A 16246-nucleotide genomic window follows, 5' to 3' on the forward strand; every position below is an offset into this window, starting at 1 on the left:
CTAAACCCCTCAAAAGCGCAGTAATAAACTGCGACAGCGAGAAATATAGACGTAAGCATTAGCCTTTCTTCATTGCGCTGATAATCATCCAGAAGCCGAAACCAAGAACAGCAAAGCCAAAAATAGCTAGGTAAAGCGTTGTTAAGTTCGCTTCTGTTTGCGTGCCTGCTTCAGTGATTTTTGTGGTTAAATCCTGAGCCTGTGCTGAGGCAGCGGCAAGACCTGAAGCAATTACCAAACCTGCTTTTGCTGCTTTAGTTTTTGCGTGTTTCATAAATTTTTTCATAGTGATATTTCCTTTCATTAGTATTTGCCCATAGCGCGGACGACACGTCCTAAACCATGGAAAGAGACAAAGGCAACAGCTAGTGATGTTGATACAAAACCAAATATTGCCAAATCAAAAGCGAATAGCTCAGTAAGCAAATTCGCCAATCCTTGCATACCTAAATTTAGGTATTCTTCCTGCGTAACGATTACATAGTCACAAGCTGTGTTACTGGCCTGTAAAGTGCCGTCTTGAAGTACCGTTACGCATTGCATAATTAGTCCTTAGCTAGCGCAATATCAGTTACGATGTTACGTGCTGGGTTTTCTGGGTCTGGCGATAGTGTTAGGTCAACTTCACACACACCATGTTGAACACTAAGCTTTTGAACCTTATTGAATAGGTCGGTGCTGTGTTGCATGTTTACTGACTTCTTATCAAAGCCGCATTTATCGATGTTATGGTCACCAGCGTGATAACTGCTTGCTGGTACAATGTAATCAATAGATGCAATTGAATATGGCTTTGGTGTACCAGATTTAGTGCTGATACCGCTGCCTAGTGTGGCGCCTAATAAAACAACTTTTAATGACATGGGATGTTCTCCGTTTGGTTAAAATTCGGTGGCATAACGAACGTTTGCCTTATCTTGGTTGGCATGTCATCAACAGCCAATCCTTTGGTTAATTGTTTAACGATTTCGCTATCTGATAGCTGTAATGCTTGTTTCATGTAGTTCACGCACTTGCCGTAAGCGAGTTTGTGATATTTGAATAAGCGTTGCTCTGTTGCTTCTAGCTGGATGCGAATATCAACAAGTCTTGAATCCATTTTTTTGCGTTTAGTTGTTTCGATAACTAAGCGTTTTTCAGATACAAAGGCGAGGGCAGGATAGGCCGCAGCAAATACCGCATCTGTGTTAATCAGTGCATCAAGTGGAATAGTGCGGTCAGTTGCGCGCAGTTCTAGCTCAGCACGTACCCAATTAGGATTGGTTTCGCATTCCATTTGACGGCCTTTTTCATAGGCTCTAAACATTTTGCCGTTAGAACGTGAACCAACATAAAGCGTTGAACCAGCATTAGGTACTAGGTCATATTTCTTTTGCCAGCCGTGCTTTTTCTTAAATTCGGTTTGTTGTTCTTTTGATAGTGATACGTAAGTACCACCGCAAATATATGACCAGTTAGGCATTTGGTTAGTTAAAGCAAAGTTACCCATTTCGTATTGGCGTAGGTATTCGTCAACAGGTATTTCGCCTTGGTAGTCATCATAAGCGATGTCTAATCGTGTAATTTTTGCGTGAGGCATTTTTGAAAGCATTTTATGTAATAACGTTAGGTCTAAGCCTTTGCAGCCAGTGCCCGAAAAAGAAACCATACAGCCAGCGTTATTTGCGCCCCACGCTACAATGCCGCTGTTTACCCCGTGGCGGTAAAGAGTTGCTGAATGGTCATATGTAAACATTCCGCCTGTATTTTGGCGAATAGTCCACGGTTGTTCATCTGCGTTCATACGGTCGGCTTTAGTAGCAACAACTGTATTTAATAGGGTTAAAAAGTGTTGTAGTTCACCCTCGATAAGGCTATCTAATACCTTGTATTTCTGTGTTTTTTTTACGACTACTTTGCAAAGCGCTATCTTTTCGTCATGAGGCATGTTGTTTGGATAACGTTTATTGTTATCAAATAAATCGTTGTAAGCCTTTTCAGATTCATCAGTATAAAAACGGTCAGTAGTACGCTTTGTTTCAGTGACAATATCAAAGTCATCAGTGCCGTTTTCGTCAAATACTTCAGCACAAATAAGCGCGTTGTACGCTTCGCGATAGTGGTTATATTCACCCGTTGAAACGTGCCATTTAGCCATTGTTTTAAGGCGTTGAATTTCAGCAGGGCAAAAAGTAACAGTTAGGTAATCAACCTTAGTTACATTTTGGTGTTGTGGTTTAGGCGCTAGTTTCATTAGTCAAACGCCCCCGACATTAACAAATCTTCGCGATTGTTTTCGTCGACTTCTATTAGCTCGAATTCCGCACCTTGTTGATAATCAATTATCCAAGCCAACATTTCAGCTTTTGAATAAAAAGATAAATACGTGTCTAAGCCGCTAAACATAAGTCCGTATTGGTCTTGGTTTGGGATTTCTTGCCAGTAGAACTTCATTAGTTAGCAACCTTTGAAGACTTAAGAGCGTGAACAGTTGCTTCTAATGAGGTTTTAACAATCGTTATGCCGTGTTGTTGTAGATTTGATTTGTAGTTGATTAACTCGTAACAGATTTTGTGTAACTCAGCTATTTCGAGATCCATTTGCTGTAGGATGCCGTTTTCAACAACGCCAGTTTGAACAGAACGGATGTATGCTTTTTCTCTAATCTCGTTGTTAACGATTGCAGTTAGAACGTTTAAAGTTTTATCTGAAAGCATAAATATTTCCTTATCAAATCCGTCTTAAAATGACATATGTCAAATTTGATATTTAGCGTAATGTCAATTTTGACATGTGTCAATATGTCAAATGTGATATTTTCCAAAATGTCATTTTTGAGATTTTGTATTTATAATAGATTTATAAAGGAGGTACTTATGGCTTTTAGTAGCGAACTTATTGATAAGTATAAAAAATTTAAAGACTACACTCAGGATAAACAAGTACTGTCTGATGTTGAAAGTTTACATCAGGGTAACTTGTCTAAAATTAGAAAAGGTGAAAGACACCTGACAGCCAACCAAGTGATATACATTGCCGAAGCGATGGAAATGGATGTTAAAGAGGCTTTATTGCAATTAGCATTAGAAAAATCGAAATCAAAAGAAGAATCGGCAGTATGGACAGATGTTATAAAAAAGATTAGTGCTGCTTGTGTGATTGTGGGTCTATGTTTAGGGCTTGCAGCAGAACCAGAAAGTCAGGAGACTTTCGCTTAACCTTAATAGCCCATAATGTATATTATGTTAAATAAAGTGTTTGATACTGTTTTCCTATTTGTTGCGTCCACTTCTTTGTTATATGCTGTTGTGAATTATTAGTTTATTTAAACATTAGCATAATGAACAAAACACTCGACCAGATAATACAACAACTAAACTCGGTCATCTTAGGTAAACAACAACAAATTAAACTCTCAATATGTTGTTTGCTCGCTAAGGGTCACTTATTAATTGAAGACTTACCAGGTATGGGTAAAACCTCTTTGGCGCATGCGTTATCCAATGTTCTTGGTCTCAATTATCAACGCGTGCAGTTTACTAGCGATCTGTTACCGTCGGATATTACCGGCAGCACCATCTTTGATCCAAATAAGCAAACTTTTCATTTCCATGCTGGCCCACTATTTAATCAAGTTGTGCTGGCAGATGAAATAAACCGCGCAGGACCAAAAACACAAAGTGCCTTGCTTGAAGCAATGGAAGAACAACAAGTGAGTATCGATGGTAAAAGTCACACACTTCCTTCTCCGTTTTTTGTAATAGCTACACAAAACCCAATGCATCAAGCTGGCACCTTTCCATTGCCAGAGTCTCAGTTAGACCGATTTTTAATGCGTATCGGTTTAGGTTATCCAGATAAAGCTTCAGAAAAATCTATTCTTCTTGGTGAAATAAATAACGCGGCAAAGAAAATTAATGCATTACTTTCACCAGAGCTTTTAGTCGAGATGCAGCAAATCGTTAGCGAGGTCGTACTTTCTTCAGTTGTTGCTGATTATATTTTAGATTTAGTAAATGAAACACGCGATAGCCCTGATTACCCAATGGCATTATCGCCACGAGCATCCATCGCGATAGCAAACGCAGCTAAGGCGTGGGCGTTTATACACCAACGTGATTATGTTATCCCAGATGATGTACAAGCTATATTTCCATCTGTTGCGGAACATCGTCTTGGATTAACCAGTAATACCTCAAATAGTTTGTCATACGACTTATTAAATAAAGTTAAAATCAACCCTTAAGTTATGTCCGATACTAATGTAAGTCTTATGCAGTCTATAAAATCGCATGTAAATGTTTGGTTTAAGAATCAATTAAAAAAACGTAAGCACAGCGAAACGTCTATTACCCTTACTCATAAGAATATTTATATTTTACCGAGTAAGTTTGGCATGGCGTATTTGATATCGAACGTTTTGGTCTATGTGTTAGGTATTAATTACCAAAACAACTTAGTAATTATGTTTAGTTACTTAATGTTTTCGTTTCTTTTAGTGAATTTTATCGTTGCGTTTATCAATCTGTATAACCTTAAAGTATCACTTTCTCATACAGTCGCGGGTTATCAGCACACCGGGTACTTTGCCTACTTTCAATTGGTCAATAAAGATGGCACCACGAGTTTAGAAGTTAGTGGTGATCATATTCGTAGCCAGTTTATTGATAGTATTGAAGAGACTACGCAAAAATTAGAATTACAAATTAATATCGCTAATCGCGGCCAACATAGTTTGCCACGGATAAAGTTATTTTCTCGCTATCCTTTTGGTCTTGTAACCACTTGGAGTTACTTCGTTCCCGAGAAAAAAACGTATGTATACCCCACTCCACTGTCGTTTTCATTTCACCAAGTAAGCCAAGCTGAAATTGAATCAGACAGTCAATCTCAATCTAACCAAGCAACGGTTAGCGAGAATTATCAAGGTGTTAGGCCTTATATTGATGGCGACAAAGTGAATCGCATATCGTGGAAACATTATGCTAAACACCAAGTACTGGCAACCAAAGACTTCTCTTCAGGCAGTACCAGTGAGTATGAGTTCAGCTTGCAAACAGTACCCGGTAACCTAGAGCAAAAACTGCAACATCTAAGCTATTTAGTAACCCATGCGGAAAATGAAAATTTACGATATAGCCTAGTGTTACCACACGCTAAAGTAGATTTAGGTTCGGGTAAACCGCATATGACCAAATGTTTGGAAGAATTAAGCAATGTTTAATCATCAAAGCGTTAAAAGCTTATCTGCGCTGATCATCGCTATTGTTAGCGCCTTATTATTTGATGAACTTGCGGTACTATTTGTTGCTACCGTTGCACTTTTAATTATTTGGGTATTTGCAATTGCTTACACAAAGGCCAGTGCACCAACTGTTATCGTTGGTAATGTACTCGCTTTGGTATGTACGCTTACCTTATTCTTAACAATCGGCATTAGTGAGCTTGTAAATTTATTTATTGCCATGTTATTGCAAGCTAATTGTCTGAAACTATTGATTGCTGAAAAGCCACGTCAAATCAAATCAATTGTGTTAGTTAACTTTTTCATTTCAAGCTGTGTGTTTTTGTTTTATCACTCTCTGCCAGTGACGCTTTTGGTTTTGTTTTTATTTTTGCTCAACATCACCGCGCTGTATTTACTTACCAACCGAAAAATCATAAAACAAAGCGGCGCACGTGCGTTTAAACTATTACTGCTAAGTTTGCCAATAACCTGTGTACTTTTCCTGTTTTTACCAAAACTGCCAGCCTTTTGGCGAATGCCGAGTTTATCTACCGCGCAAGTTGGATTATCTGAATCAGTAAACCCTTTTAATATCTCTGATCTCACTAAGTCAGATAAACTCGCATTTCGCGCTGTTGTGCCAGACAATATTGCTGCTCCTTACTATTGGCGCACTATGATACATGAAGAGTTTGATGGTCGTTCGTGGAATATCGTTGATTCTGCGGATTTAAAATTGCGCAACAGCGCGCTTAAAAAAGGCGGTCGCGAGATTAAAATCTACCATGAACAAACATCATTAAACTGGCTACCCACTTTGTATGCAGGTTCGTCAAGCACCGGTAATATCTTCACTACAGTTGACGGTGGTTTATATCGAGTTAACCCTAACAACCAAAAATTTACGTATGACATAACCGAAATAGACTTTGCTGACGATTTAACGTCTAGTAAACGTGGGTTAAACCTTACATTACCACAAGATATCAATACACAAGCCGTTGCGTTAGCTTCTCAATTAAAAGCACAATCAACATCAACCGAGCAGTTTATTCAATTGCTATCACGCTATTATACTCAACAACAATTTAGCTATACGTTAAAGCCACCTATTTATACAGGTAACAATTCAATTGATGAGTTTATGTTTGGGGAAAAACAAGGTTTTTGTGGGCATTACGCAAGTAGCAGTGCCTTTATATTTCGAGCAGCGGGTATTCCTGCTCGTGTCGTATCGGGCTACTTAGGTGGTGAAGCTTCAAGTAGCGCTGAATATTTATCAGTTTATCAATACGATGCACACGCTTGGACGGAAGTTTGGGTACCTTCAAAAGGTTGGACTAAATTTGATGCGACGGCATTTGTCGAACCTGATCGCCTATACGGGTCACTCTCTCAACTTGATAACACACGCGATGACTTCGAAGAGAATATTGGCGTGGGCCTAACCGCGTTAAGTGATATTGCTGTTTTTAATGAACTTAGGCTTTATCTCGAACAATTAGATTATCAATGGACAGCATGGGTGCTGAGTTTTGATAACGAAGCACAAAATAAGTTATTAAAAGAGCTTATAAAGGAAACCAGTGCGCTCAAAATAGCAGTGATTGTGATGTCGTTAATTGGATTATTTTTGGTAAGCTTTTTAGTGATAAAACTATGGCAACGACGTACGCAAATTGACGACCCAGTTGCTGCTTACTTAATTGCATTAGAGCATTTTGCGAAAGGCAAAAATCTCGCGCGTGAAAATGGCGAAACTGTAGCACATTTTTTAACACGATTATGCGAACATTTCCCTAATAATAAAACCGATTTAATGAGCTTCTTAAGCCTTTATAGTCGTCACCGTTATGGTGAAAAAACGCTTACAAAGGCACAAACTAAGATGCTTAAACGTAATGTCAATAACATAAAATATAAGAGACAATTATGAACTCAGTCGTACTCGGCGTTAGTGTAATGCTGATTTTAAGTTTACTGCGTATTAATGTGATCGTAGCGATGACAATCGCCGCAATCACCACAGGATTAACTGCAGGTCTTGGCCTTGAACAAACACTGCAAGCATTTAATGATGGTCTGCAAGGCGGTGCAAAAACCGCTCTAAGTTATGCAATGCTTGGCGGGTTTGCAGTTGCTATTGCCAAATCAGGCTTAACCGATATCGTGGCAGACAAATTAATTAACCAGATAAAAGGTGAACAAACTCAATACTCACAACTCTTTATTAAAGCGAGCGTATTGAGCTTAATCTTACTTGTATCAATCAGTTCACAAAACTTAATTCCAGTGCATATTGCGTTTATTCCAATTTTGATACCGCCTCTGCTTATTATTTTTGATCATTTAAAACTCGATCGCCGCGCAATAGCATGCGTGTTGACCTTTGGTTTGGCAACCGCCTATATGGTACTACCTTACGGCTTTGGTGGAATATTTTTATATGACATTGTGCACACTAATCTTGAAAAAAATGCGCTAGACATTGACGCGACCAGTGTACCGTTTGCGATGATTATTCCAGCGATTGGCATGTTAATTGGTTTAATAATCGCGGTGTTTTTTACTTATCGCAACGAGCGAACTTATCAAGCGTTAAACCAAACATCCGAAATTAAACTGCCTAAAAACAAAAGCAAAGTGATTGCTGTTGGCTTTATTGCGATAGTGACTTCTCTTTACGCGCAAACCATTACCAACTCAATGATTTTAGGTGGCTTAATCGGCGTACTTATTTTTACTATTTTTGGTGTTGTAAAATGGCAAGAGTCGTCTGATATTTTCAGTAAAGGTGCAGCGATGATGGCGATGATCGGGTTTATTATGATATCAGCCCAAGGCTTTGCCTCTGTTATTCAGCAAACCAATGAAGTATCAACGCTTGTGCAAAGTATCTCGAGCTCTATTGGTGATAGTAAAGCATTTGCCGCAGCACTTATTTTAATAATTGGCCTGTTGATCACTATGGGCATCGGTAGTTCGTTTTCTACTGTGCCAATCGTAGCGACGATTATTGTGCCACTTGCCATAACACTTGGCTTTTCACCAATGGCCACCGCCGCGTTAGTGGGCACGGCGGGTGCATTAGGAGATGCTGGCTCCCCTGCTTCTGATTCAACCTTAGGCCCGACATCTGGTCTCAATGCCGATAATCAACACGACCATATAAGAGATACAGTTATACCAACCTTTATTCACTTTAACATTCCGTTATTAATATTCGGCTGGATTGCTGCAATGGTATTATAAAAAAAGGCCTTATTTGGCCTTTTACTTTTTATCAAAACTAAAAATCGGATTAAATACCCAAGCAGGCCCTATGAGTAAAAAGCTCAAGTCATCAAAAAATGATGGCTTTTTACCTTCTACTTTATGCCCCACAAACTGAAATATCCAAGCGACAACAAATACAGCAATGGCAATTTCAATCACATAAATTGAAATACTGCTCGCAACGTAAATACACAGCCCAGTAAAAATCGACATTACAAAACCAAGTTTAATGCTCAGTATAAAATAAAAGAGTAATGCGGCCAGCGTGATAGTACCAAGAATAACGTGCCCAGTTAGCCCTGGTATTGCACTAATTAGCGCTACAACAGAGAAATAAATAAGCGGCACTGCGACTTTGTGGATTTTAATGTTGGTGGGGTTTTGATGGCTTTCGCCATACAAAGAAAACCATTGTTCAATCGTTTTCATAATTACCTCAGTGTTATTAGGGTCTGTTGACCTTTCAAGTTCGTTTTTGCAGCAGTTTGATTGGATTTTATACAAGGCAGAGGCTGCGTGGCATAGTCATTCTATGTGAGTCAGCCGATAACACAGTAGAAAAGCCAATCAAGCGCTGCCGAACGGTTCTTTTGAGCGCACTTTTGTCATTGTTGCTCGATATTCGCTTAGATTGCTAGGCCACACATCGAGCGCCGCGATAAAAGCACGCTCAAACAGAACAAAAATAGAACAGAAAAGATCAACAGACCCTAGCGTTATTAGAATAATTACACTAACAACAATAATACACTGAGGTATAAAAAGCTAATTTGCTATATTCTATCCGAAACCATTTATCATTTTGTCACATACAACCGGTGTTGGCTTATGCTCGGCATCGACAGCAACAAATGTAAAACTACCTGAGATGGCTTGGTGTTTATCGTCTTTGTGCATAGTTTCAAGGTAAATAACTACCTCTATTTTCAAACTGGTATTACCTACGTGTACCACTTTAGCTACAAGCTCGGCAAAACTGCCTGCAGGAATCGCCTCTTTAAAATCAACGCGATCAGAAGAGATGGTTACTAAAGGTTTACGACAAAAACGTGTTGCTGCAATAAATGCCACTTCGTCCATCCACGCAAGTGCATCACCACCAAATAAGGTGTTGTGATGATTTGTACGGCCTGGAAATACCGTTTTAGTTACAGAGGTAACTGAGTCTTTAATACGTTGTTCAATAATATCTTGATTTGTCATGATTACTTTTGTTTACTCGCAAGCTGCACTTGCATTAATAGTGCGGGATCTAGGCGAACTTGACCCCAGTTTAAGCGCCAATCTAAGTGTGGGCCAGTTACTCGCCCTGTTGCGCCTATTTCAGCGATTTTATCGCCTAATTTGACTTCCTGGCCTTCTTTAACGTGCAGTTTATGAAGGTGAATATAGGTTGTGGTTATGCCATAACCATGGTCAAGAATAAGCGTACCACCTGAGTAGTATAAGTCGTTATTGGCAAATACAACTTTACCTGAAACGGGTGCATAAACAGGTGTACCGGTTTTGTTGGCAATATCTAACCCAAAGTGTGGACGTTTAGGGGTACCATTGAAATAACGCTGACTACCATAAACACCAGAAATACGTCCTGTCGCAGGGCGATAAAGCGGCGACAAAAAATCTTCTCGATGAGAAAAGGTACTGCGTGCCTCTTTCACCGCTTTTGCTTCTTTTTTAGTGCGCGTAAGCACCGATTTTGGCGGAGAAACATATTTCTTTTCTACACCAGTAATTTTATCAATGTCGTAATCACGCTTGGTTATTACTAGCGGTTGCGTTTGCCAGCTGCCATCAGCAGTTTGCCAAGAAAGCGTGTGTGTTAACGTTTCATCGCGGCCAAAACCAAAAACAAAATGGCCACCTGGGGTAATCGCAAGCGGTTTATCGTTTAGCTTAACCTGCTTAGCGTTTTTTATATGACCTGTTACTAAGCCACCTTGGGTTAAATGCCCTTTTAGCTCTAGCGCTTGTGCTGAACTTATAATAGAAAGACCTAATGCAAACAGTTTTTTAAGCATATGCAATAGCTCCTTTGCCGACACCTTCATAGGCTGCAACGCGATAAGAGTTCTCTGGGTTATCATTTTTTAATGTTTGCACAACATGCTGTGCAATACACTCAACGGTTGAGTCAACCGGTAAAATATCGGTAACCGCTTTACTAATGCTTAGCTCAAAATACCCTTGCGATGCGGTGTAGGCAGAGTGAACACCATTTTCAATTGGTGCTACAAACTTAAGTTCCTCTGCGTTGATACGATCTTCTGCACTTACAAGGTAAATATCTTGCCACTTTTGACACCAAAGCTTGTTAAGCCTTGGGCTGCGCATGCCATTTTCTTCAATTTCAATGGTGCTGCGATGACCGTGAATAATACGCTGACAATTACCATCGTGTTTTTTCAAACCATGACTGTAATGATAATAAAACCCGTTGGTGTGTTCTGGTCTTAATTTAAGTACGATTTTACTTACATTACTAGGTAGTTGCGGCAGTATCGTTTGTTCTAAAAAGCCTTTAACACTGGTTTCATTGATTTTATCTGTATCAATCAAACAAAACGCTTGATGAGGCGAACTGACGGCAAGCTGATGCTCGCCAAAGCTAAAACTAACATTGGTTTGTTGACCGGCTTCAGAAATAACCGCATCGCCTTGTGTTGCAATCGCTAATTTATGGTCAATCACATCATCTATAATGCGCTTCACTTGTTTTTTAACCAGTGAAAAATCAAGCACCATTGACTCGTCGTTTAAATCGCCATGCATTTCAAGGTCGACAATCCAACTTTCACCCAATGGACCACGGTCTTTACAAAGGTAAGAAAAATCAATAACGGTTAGGTCTTTTACAAATAAAATCATAGATAAGCTGCGCTTTTTAACAATGCTGTAATTATAAAGGGATAACGTGGCTATTAGTAGCAAATTTAAAGAATTCAACTGTTCGGAGTTGTTTGGCGTACAAGTGTAAGCTAAAGTAGCCGGAAAAATTTACGAAGAAAGAAGTTATGGAACAGAAAAACAGTTATAGCAAAGCCGAATTAGAAGCATGTGGTCGTGGTGAAATGTTTGGGGAAGGCAATTGCCGTCTTCCTTCAGATAATATGCTCATGATGGACCGCATCATTAAAATCGCCGATGAAGGCGGTGAATACGGTAAAGGTGAAATCATTGCTGAGCTTGATATCGACCCTAGCCTGTGGTTTTTCGACTGTCACTTTAAAGGTGACCCAGTAATGCCTGGTTGTTTAGGTCTAGACGCTATGTGGCAGTTAGTGGGCTTTTTCTTAGGTTGGTCTGGTGGTCCAGGTCTTGGCCGTGCATTAGGTGTTGGCGAAGTTAAATTTACAGGCCAAATCTTACCAACAGCTAAAAAAGTGACGTATCGCTTAAATATGAAACGTGTAATCAAGCGTAAATTATTTATGGGTCTTGCCGATGGTACGGTAGAAGTTGATGGCCGTGTAATCTACGAAGCAAAAGATTTAAAAGTAGGTCTTTTCCAAGATACTAGCGCGTTTTAATTTTAAACGAGCAGATACAAAAACGCCCACTTTATGTGGGCGTCGTCTCCTAAAACTATGATTTAAACATTGTGCGATCTTCCATCGCTTCTCGCCATCCACCGAGCCATTGAGATCTTGGGTCAATATTGTCATACGGACACATTTCTTTGGAACGACCTGCTAGGCCTGCTTTGTAACCTTGAGAATGTGCTCTTTCTAAACGATCTCTTTTTTGTCTCTTCATAGGTAATGTCCTCACCTTCTTATTAAACTAATTGGATGTTGAAGTTGGGCAAAGGCCCTTAACCAATAACTTAAAAAATTCGTAACGGTTTCACGTTACAGTTACGGTGTTTAACATTTCCTTGTTAGCAACCGTGCTAACAAATGGAAGTGCTCTACATAGATTTAAGTTGCTCCTTTTTACATTATGAGTAAATGAACTGGCTCAAAGGCCACATGTCTAGAAGACCATATTTATAAGGTTAGATCAAACACAGAAAACATGTTAGATAGAATAAACATGACAAATGTATGAAGATTTAATTGCATATTTGGGAAATCAATGCAGTTTTGTGTAAATAGGAAAATTATTTTTTAATGAAGTGACAATAAGCGAATAAATATTTTTATTTGTGTTTTTTCAAAACAATTTTTGAACTTTATTTATTACCTCTATCTATTTGATTTTCAATGAATAGTTTCGGATTTTTCGGGTAGTAAAAGCTAGGGTGTTGATCGCAAAGAGAAAACTCACGAGTGTTTTTATACGGCAACTTCATAAAGCCCGCAACACCATGATCTTTGATACGTACGATGTTTGCCATAATGCGGTTTAACAGATTTTCAAACAGGCCTTTTTTGCTAGGTTCTAACAAGCGATAGTAATAATGCACTTTGATACGTTCAGGCAGCGACTCAATAATAATGCAACCTGTATGGTGAATTTGGTTTAAGCCAAATACCGCTTTTAAAATTTCATTGGGTAACGTTAGTTGCTCGTCTGGGTCTTTACCATCTTCAAAGTAACTGTGTGGCCTTACTATTTCGCTATCAGGCATTTCAGAGGTCGAATAATGTAAGGTTGGCATCTCATCGAAAATAAGTGCACCTTCTTGATCGCGCTCAAGCTGAATAGTCTGCCTTGCATCGAATAAACAACACTTAAATAAGCCTTTTTGCTTAATGCCTTGAGCAATTCGAATGGTATTGTTAACCGCTTGAGTAAAGGCTGTGCGATATGATTCATCGTGCAGCACCAAATTAGATTCAACATACAAATTATCTTCACGCCATTGATAACTTAAGCCGCCTACCACTGGGTATTTTGCTAAACGTGATATAGACGCTAAAAACGCTTTTTCAGTATCACCCATATCGACCAAAAACTCTTTGTAGTAGCGATCAAGCTGGGCATCTTCAACCTTAGCAAGTTGCTTTTCACTGTCTGCTTGACGTAAAAATTGTTTTCGTGAGCTATACACTACGGTATCAGGCTTATCGTCAAATGGGTGATGCCAAAACGGAATAAGTGCTTTGTCTTTATGAAGTGGTAAGTCAGGCAGATAGCTTTTGGCAATTTTCGGCATGTTTTTAATAAAATAATCGCCAGATAAATCGCGGGTGGTTTTATCTTTACTGAGCATGCCATCAATAATACTGGCAAATTCAATCGGCAACCCCAAACTTTTCGCCGGTAAGACAAGATTACCAAAACGACATGATTGCGCAGACGCTAACGCATATAATGTGGATGCAACGCCCTGCTCGTCAAAGCGTGGTGAGGATTTAGCGCCCGACATCTGCTCATCACCAATAAAATAAACATCGCCCATACGTGCATTTGAATAATTCGCATCATGGCTCATTAAATCCATCATGTTAGCGGCAACGGGATTGCCAAAACCATCTTCTTGCGCAAATACACTTGAGCCCCAATCAACTAACGAAAACTGGTTTGTGTTTTCATCCCACACGATATTAGAAGGTTTAATATCACCATGCACTATAGGTTGTTCAGTAAAGCCTGTTTTATGATTGCGAAGGGCCAGCAATATATTGCGAAGCTCAAGACCAAGATTTACCAAAAAAGGCACTGATACGCGGCCTTGTTGTAAACTAACTTGCTCTAGATTATCGCCTTTGGCGTAAGCCATCATTAAAATGCCCTGCTTCTTTATGCGCTCAAAGGCATAAAATTCGGGCACCATGGGATTCTTCACTTGAGAAAGCATATAGCCTTCATCTTCTAAGCGATCCCGAACACTTTGTGCAAGCGTAATACGTGAAAACTTAAAGACGCATTCTTTACCTTGAGTATTGGTGCCAACAAAAACAAAACCAAATGCGCCTGAGCCAATTACTTTAACGTCATAGTAGCCAAGTTTTTCAAGCTGCTTTTCACAAATTTTCAGCCATTGCTTATGTTTTTTAGCATCAATGTGCGAAAGCAAATAAATAGATTGCTCTTCATTGATATAAAAATTACGAATGGCTTTAGACATGAAAGAAATAAACTGATTTTTTATTGATTATAAAGAAAAAAACGAGTGAAAGACCACTCGTTTTTAGATTTAAACGCGCTTTAATGGTTAGAAAGTGATACCACCATCAATTTCCATTACGCGGCCAGTAACAAAGTCATTTTCAAAAATAAAGTTTGCTGTATGTGCGATTTCATCTGCTTCACCTAAACGACCAACAGGTTTCATTTTAAGTAAACGCTCTTTCGCTTCAGGTTTCATTGCATCTGTCATTGCGGTGCGAATAACTCCTGGTGCAATCGCAGCGACACGAATACCATAACGGCCTAATTCGCGTGCCCAAGTGGTCGTCATTGCAACAACGCCCGCTTTTGATGCTGCGTAATTAGTTTGCCCCATATTACCTGCACGTGCCACACTCGACATATTAATAATAACGCCTTTATTACCGTTATTAACCATGTGATTTGCCGCTTCACGGCCACACAGAAATACACCTGTTAGATTAACGTCAATGACCGATTGGAACTGCTCTAGTGACATTTTTTTGGCAACTTTGCCTTCTTTAACTTTTAAAAATAAACCGTCACGTAAAATGCCTGCGTTATTTACTAAGCCATCAATCTGACCAAAATCGTTATTAATTTGGTTAAAGGTGTCTTCAACTTCTTGTTCTTGCGTTACATTACATACGTAAGTGCGAATAACGCCCGTTGTGGTGCCTAATTCAGATTTCGCATTTGCAAGCATCTCTTCTTGCATATCAATAAGGGCAATACTCGCGCCTTTATCTGCAAAATGTTTTGCCATCGCAAGACCTAAACCTTGCGCACCTCCGGTAATAACAATGTTTTTACCATTTACTTGCATATTATGAATCCTTATTAAACAACTTAAAGATTGAAGAGAAATCGAGATTACCCATCTCTTGATTTTGCATTAACTGATATAAGCTTTGCGATAAACGGCCAAGTGGTACATTTGATTGACTGCTGTTTGCAGTATCCATCGCAAGGCCAAGATCTTTTGCCATTAAATCAACCATAAAGCCACCTTTATAGTCATTTGAGCTTGGCACATTTTCAAGCACATTCGGGCAAGGGTTATATAATTCTAACGTCCAGTTACGGCCAGAACTTTGCAGCATAATGTCTGACAAAACTTTAGGATCTAGACCATTATCGATACCCATTTGAAGTGCTTCGCTGGTACCGGCCATTAAAATAGCAAGTAGCATGTTATTACAGATTTTAGCTACTTGACCTGCACCGTGGTCGCCCGCATGAAAAATGTTTTTACCCATATCAGCTAGTACGGTTTTAGCATTTTCAAATTCAGTAACACTGCCGCCAACAATAAAGGTTAATGTGCCATTCGTAGCGCCTGCTACGCCACCAGAAACAGGTGCATCCACAAAACTAACGCCACGTTTGGCAAGTTCGCTTGCAACAAATTTAGCCGTATCTGCATCTATAGTGCTGCAATCAATCACTTGTGTATTATTTGTAAGTGCTGCGCCAACACCGTTTTCATCTAAATAAATTGACTTAACGTGTTTGCCAGCAGGTAGCATGGTAATGACAAAGTCTTTCTCTTCCGCACATGCTAAGGCTGTTGTGGCGCTATTAGCACCTTTTTCAACCAGTTCAGACACTGCTGAATCATTTAAATCAAATACCGTAACTGCATGACCCGCTTTAACAAGGTTTGCAGCCATTGGACCGCCCATATTACCTAAACCAATAAATCCAATATTTGCCATGATTATT

20 protein-coding genes are annotated in these 16246 nt (G+C 39.4%); 6 read left to right on the plus strand and 14 right to left on the minus strand.

The window, feature by feature from the left end:
* Nucleotides 1-58: 58 nt before the first annotated feature.
* From C2M30_RS08930 to C2M30_RS08955, 6 genes are read right to left on the minus strand one after another with little or no spacing between them, the layout of a single operon-like run.
* Nucleotides 59-286: a hypothetical protein gene (locus tag C2M30_RS08930; protein WP_105171389.1), complete on the minus strand. Its 228-nt coding sequence runs from the start codon at nucleotides 284-286 to the stop codon at nucleotides 59-61.
* Nucleotides 287-303: 17 nt separating this feature from the next.
* Nucleotides 304-543, minus strand: coding sequence for a hypothetical protein (locus C2M30_RS08935; protein WP_234004704.1), 240 nt, complete (start codon nucleotides 541-543; stop codon nucleotides 304-306).
* 2 nt (nucleotides 544-545) lie between these two features.
* A complete protein-coding gene (locus C2M30_RS08940) occupies nucleotides 546-863 on the minus strand; it encodes a hypothetical protein (RefSeq protein ID WP_105171391.1) in 318 nt (105 codons plus the stop codon).
* Entirely contained in the window at nucleotides 854-2233 is a 1380-nt protein-coding gene (locus C2M30_RS08945; protein WP_105171392.1) for a replication initiation factor domain-containing protein, read from the minus strand. Before C2M30_RS08945 ends, C2M30_RS08940 begins: the two co-directional genes overlap by 10 nt.
* Complete coding sequence (locus tag C2M30_RS08950) at nucleotides 2233-2433, minus strand: hypothetical protein (protein WP_105171393.1); 201 nt, start codon at nucleotides 2431-2433, stop codon at nucleotides 2233-2235. Before C2M30_RS08950 ends, C2M30_RS08945 begins: the two co-directional genes overlap by 1 nt.
* Complete coding sequence (locus C2M30_RS08955; RefSeq protein ID WP_105171394.1) at nucleotides 2433-2696, minus strand: hypothetical protein; 264 nt, start codon at nucleotides 2694-2696, stop codon at nucleotides 2433-2435. Before C2M30_RS08955 ends, C2M30_RS08950 begins: the two co-directional genes overlap by 1 nt.
* Nucleotides 2697-2855: 159 nt before the next feature.
* Between C2M30_RS08955 and C2M30_RS08960 the strand changes: the two genes are divergently transcribed.
* The 5 genes from C2M30_RS08960 (at nucleotide 2856) to C2M30_RS08980 (ending at nucleotide 8458) form a co-directional block, all read left to right on the plus strand.
* On the plus strand, nucleotides 2856-3197 hold the full coding sequence (locus tag C2M30_RS08960; protein WP_054981226.1) for a hypothetical protein: 342 nt from the start codon (nucleotides 2856-2858) through the stop codon (nucleotides 3195-3197).
* Nucleotides 3198-3319: 122 nt separating this feature from the next.
* Nucleotides 3320-4225 (plus strand): AAA family ATPase, encoded by a 906-nt coding sequence (locus C2M30_RS08965; RefSeq protein ID WP_105171395.1) that lies wholly within the window; start codon nucleotides 3320-3322, stop codon nucleotides 4223-4225.
* A 27-nt stretch (nucleotides 4226-4252) separates the two neighbouring features.
* Complete coding sequence (locus C2M30_RS08970; RefSeq protein WP_158683356.1) at nucleotides 4253-5203, plus strand: DUF58 domain-containing protein; 951 nt, start codon at nucleotides 4253-4255, stop codon at nucleotides 5201-5203.
* A complete protein-coding gene (locus tag C2M30_RS08975; protein WP_105171397.1) occupies nucleotides 5196-7142 on the plus strand; it encodes a transglutaminase family protein in 1947 nt (648 codons plus the stop codon). The genes C2M30_RS08970 and C2M30_RS08975 overlap by 8 nt, the downstream gene beginning before the upstream one ends.
* Complete coding sequence (locus C2M30_RS08980) at nucleotides 7139-8458, plus strand: Na+/H+ antiporter family protein (protein ID WP_105171398.1); 1320 nt, start codon at nucleotides 7139-7141, stop codon at nucleotides 8456-8458. The genes C2M30_RS08975 and C2M30_RS08980 overlap by 4 nt, the downstream gene beginning before the upstream one ends.
* A 21-nt stretch (nucleotides 8459-8479) precedes the next feature.
* On the opposite strand, the gene C2M30_RS08985 is transcribed toward C2M30_RS08980, so the two are convergent.
* From C2M30_RS08985 to C2M30_RS09000, 4 genes are all read right to left on the minus strand, one after another.
* Nucleotides 8480-8911 (minus strand): Mpo1 family 2-hydroxy fatty acid dioxygenase, encoded by a 432-nt coding sequence (locus C2M30_RS08985; protein ID WP_105171399.1) that lies wholly within the window; start codon nucleotides 8909-8911, stop codon nucleotides 8480-8482.
* A 351-nt stretch (nucleotides 8912-9262) separates the two neighbouring features.
* Nucleotides 9263-9685 carry an acyl-CoA thioesterase gene (locus tag C2M30_RS08990; protein WP_105171400.1) on the minus strand — a complete coding sequence of 141 codons (423 nt, stop codon included), beginning with the start codon at nucleotides 9683-9685 and terminating at the stop codon, nucleotides 9263-9265.
* Between the two features lie 2 nt (nucleotides 9686-9687).
* Entirely contained in the window at nucleotides 9688-10503 is an 816-nt protein-coding gene (locus C2M30_RS08995) for a M23 family metallopeptidase (RefSeq protein WP_105171401.1), read from the minus strand.
* Nucleotides 10496-11350, minus strand: coding sequence for a 6-carboxytetrahydropterin synthase (locus C2M30_RS09000; protein WP_105171402.1), 855 nt, complete (start codon nucleotides 11348-11350; stop codon nucleotides 10496-10498). Before C2M30_RS09000 ends, C2M30_RS08995 begins: the two co-directional genes overlap by 8 nt.
* Nucleotides 11351-11496: 146 nt before the next feature.
* Between C2M30_RS09000 and fabA the strand changes: the two genes are divergently transcribed.
* Nucleotides 11497-12012 (plus strand): 3-hydroxyacyl-[acyl-carrier-protein] dehydratase FabA, encoded by a 516-nt coding sequence (gene fabA, locus C2M30_RS09005; protein WP_010560104.1) that lies wholly within the window; start codon nucleotides 11497-11499, stop codon nucleotides 12010-12012.
* Nucleotides 12013-12067: 55 nt separating this feature from the next.
* On the opposite strand, the gene rmf is transcribed toward fabA, so the two are convergent.
* The 4 genes from rmf to mmsB all read right to left on the minus strand — a co-directional run bounded on the left by rmf (nucleotide 12068) and on the right by mmsB (nucleotide 16245).
* Nucleotides 12068-12238: a ribosome modulation factor gene (gene rmf, locus C2M30_RS09010; RefSeq protein WP_010560105.1), complete on the minus strand. Its 171-nt coding sequence runs from the start codon at nucleotides 12236-12238 to the stop codon at nucleotides 12068-12070.
* A 418-nt stretch (nucleotides 12239-12656) separates the two neighbouring features.
* A complete protein-coding gene (locus C2M30_RS09015; protein ID WP_105171403.1) occupies nucleotides 12657-14498 on the minus strand; it encodes a protein kinase domain-containing protein in 1842 nt (613 codons plus the stop codon).
* An 87-nt stretch (nucleotides 14499-14585) separates the two neighbouring features.
* Complete coding sequence (locus C2M30_RS09020) at nucleotides 14586-15347, minus strand: SDR family oxidoreductase (RefSeq protein WP_105171404.1); 762 nt, start codon at nucleotides 15345-15347, stop codon at nucleotides 14586-14588.
* 1 nt (nucleotide 15348) lies between these two features.
* A complete protein-coding gene (mmsB, locus tag C2M30_RS09025) occupies nucleotides 15349-16245 on the minus strand; it encodes a 3-hydroxyisobutyrate dehydrogenase (protein ID WP_199775882.1) in 897 nt (298 codons plus the stop codon).
* Nucleotide 16246: the final 1 nt, after the last annotated feature.

Source organism: Pseudoalteromonas sp. T1lg24, from assembly GCF_002964745.1.
GTDB lineage: Bacteria > Pseudomonadota > Gammaproteobacteria > Enterobacterales > Alteromonadaceae > Pseudoalteromonas > Pseudoalteromonas spongiae.

What these genes read in the sequence shown, in the direction of transcription:
- C2M30_RS08930 (WP_105171389.1), bottom strand. Translation starts at nt 286, where the DNA reads ATGAAAAAATTTATGAAACACGCAAAAACTAAAGCAGCAAAAGCAGGT.
- C2M30_RS08935 (WP_234004704.1), bottom strand. Translation starts at nt 543, where the DNA reads ATGCAATGCGTAACGGTACTTCAAGACGGCACTTTACAGGCCAGTAAC.
- C2M30_RS08940 (WP_105171391.1), bottom strand. Translation starts at nt 863, where the DNA reads ATGTCATTAAAAGTTGTTTTATTAGGCGCCACACTAGGCAGCGGTATC.
- C2M30_RS08945 (WP_105171392.1), bottom strand. Translation starts at nt 2,233, where the DNA reads ATGAAACTAGCGCCTAAACCACAACACCAAAATGTAACTAAGGTTGAT.
- C2M30_RS08950 (WP_105171393.1), bottom strand. Translation starts at nt 2,433, where the DNA reads ATGAAGTTCTACTGGCAAGAAATCCCAAACCAAGACCAATACGGACTT.
- C2M30_RS08955 (WP_105171394.1), bottom strand. Translation starts at nt 2,696, where the DNA reads ATGCTTTCAGATAAAACTTTAAACGTTCTAACTGCAATCGTTAACAAC.
- C2M30_RS08960 (WP_054981226.1), top strand. Translation starts at nt 2,856, where the DNA reads ATGGCTTTTAGTAGCGAACTTATTGATAAGTATAAAAAATTTAAAGAC.
- C2M30_RS08965 (WP_105171395.1), top strand. Translation starts at nt 3,320, where the DNA reads ATGAACAAAACACTCGACCAGATAATACAACAACTAAACTCGGTCATC.
- C2M30_RS08970 (WP_158683356.1), top strand. Translation starts at nt 4,253, where the DNA reads ATGCAGTCTATAAAATCGCATGTAAATGTTTGGTTTAAGAATCAATTA.
- C2M30_RS08975 (WP_105171397.1), top strand. Translation starts at nt 5,196, where the DNA reads ATGTTTAATCATCAAAGCGTTAAAAGCTTATCTGCGCTGATCATCGCT.
- C2M30_RS08980 (WP_105171398.1), top strand. Translation starts at nt 7,139, where the DNA reads ATGAACTCAGTCGTACTCGGCGTTAGTGTAATGCTGATTTTAAGTTTA.
- C2M30_RS08985 (WP_105171399.1), bottom strand. Translation starts at nt 8,911, where the DNA reads ATGAAAACGATTGAACAATGGTTTTCTTTGTATGGCGAAAGCCATCAA.
- C2M30_RS08990 (WP_105171400.1), bottom strand. Translation starts at nt 9,685, where the DNA reads ATGACAAATCAAGATATTATTGAACAACGTATTAAAGACTCAGTTACC.
- C2M30_RS08995 (WP_105171401.1), bottom strand. Translation starts at nt 10,503, where the DNA reads ATGCTTAAAAAACTGTTTGCATTAGGTCTTTCTATTATAAGTTCAGCA.
- C2M30_RS09000 (WP_105171402.1), bottom strand. Translation starts at nt 11,350, where the DNA reads ATGATTTTATTTGTAAAAGACCTAACCGTTATTGATTTTTCTTACCTT.
- fabA (WP_010560104.1), top strand. Translation starts at nt 11,497, where the DNA reads ATGGAACAGAAAAACAGTTATAGCAAAGCCGAATTAGAAGCATGTGGT.
- rmf (WP_010560105.1), bottom strand. Translation starts at nt 12,238, where the DNA reads ATGAAGAGACAAAAAAGAGATCGTTTAGAAAGAGCACATTCTCAAGGT.
- C2M30_RS09015 (WP_105171403.1), bottom strand. Translation starts at nt 14,498, where the DNA reads ATGTCTAAAGCCATTCGTAATTTTTATATCAATGAAGAGCAATCTATT.
- C2M30_RS09020 (WP_105171404.1), bottom strand. Translation starts at nt 15,347, where the DNA reads ATGCAAGTAAATGGTAAAAACATTGTTATTACCGGAGGTGCGCAAGGT.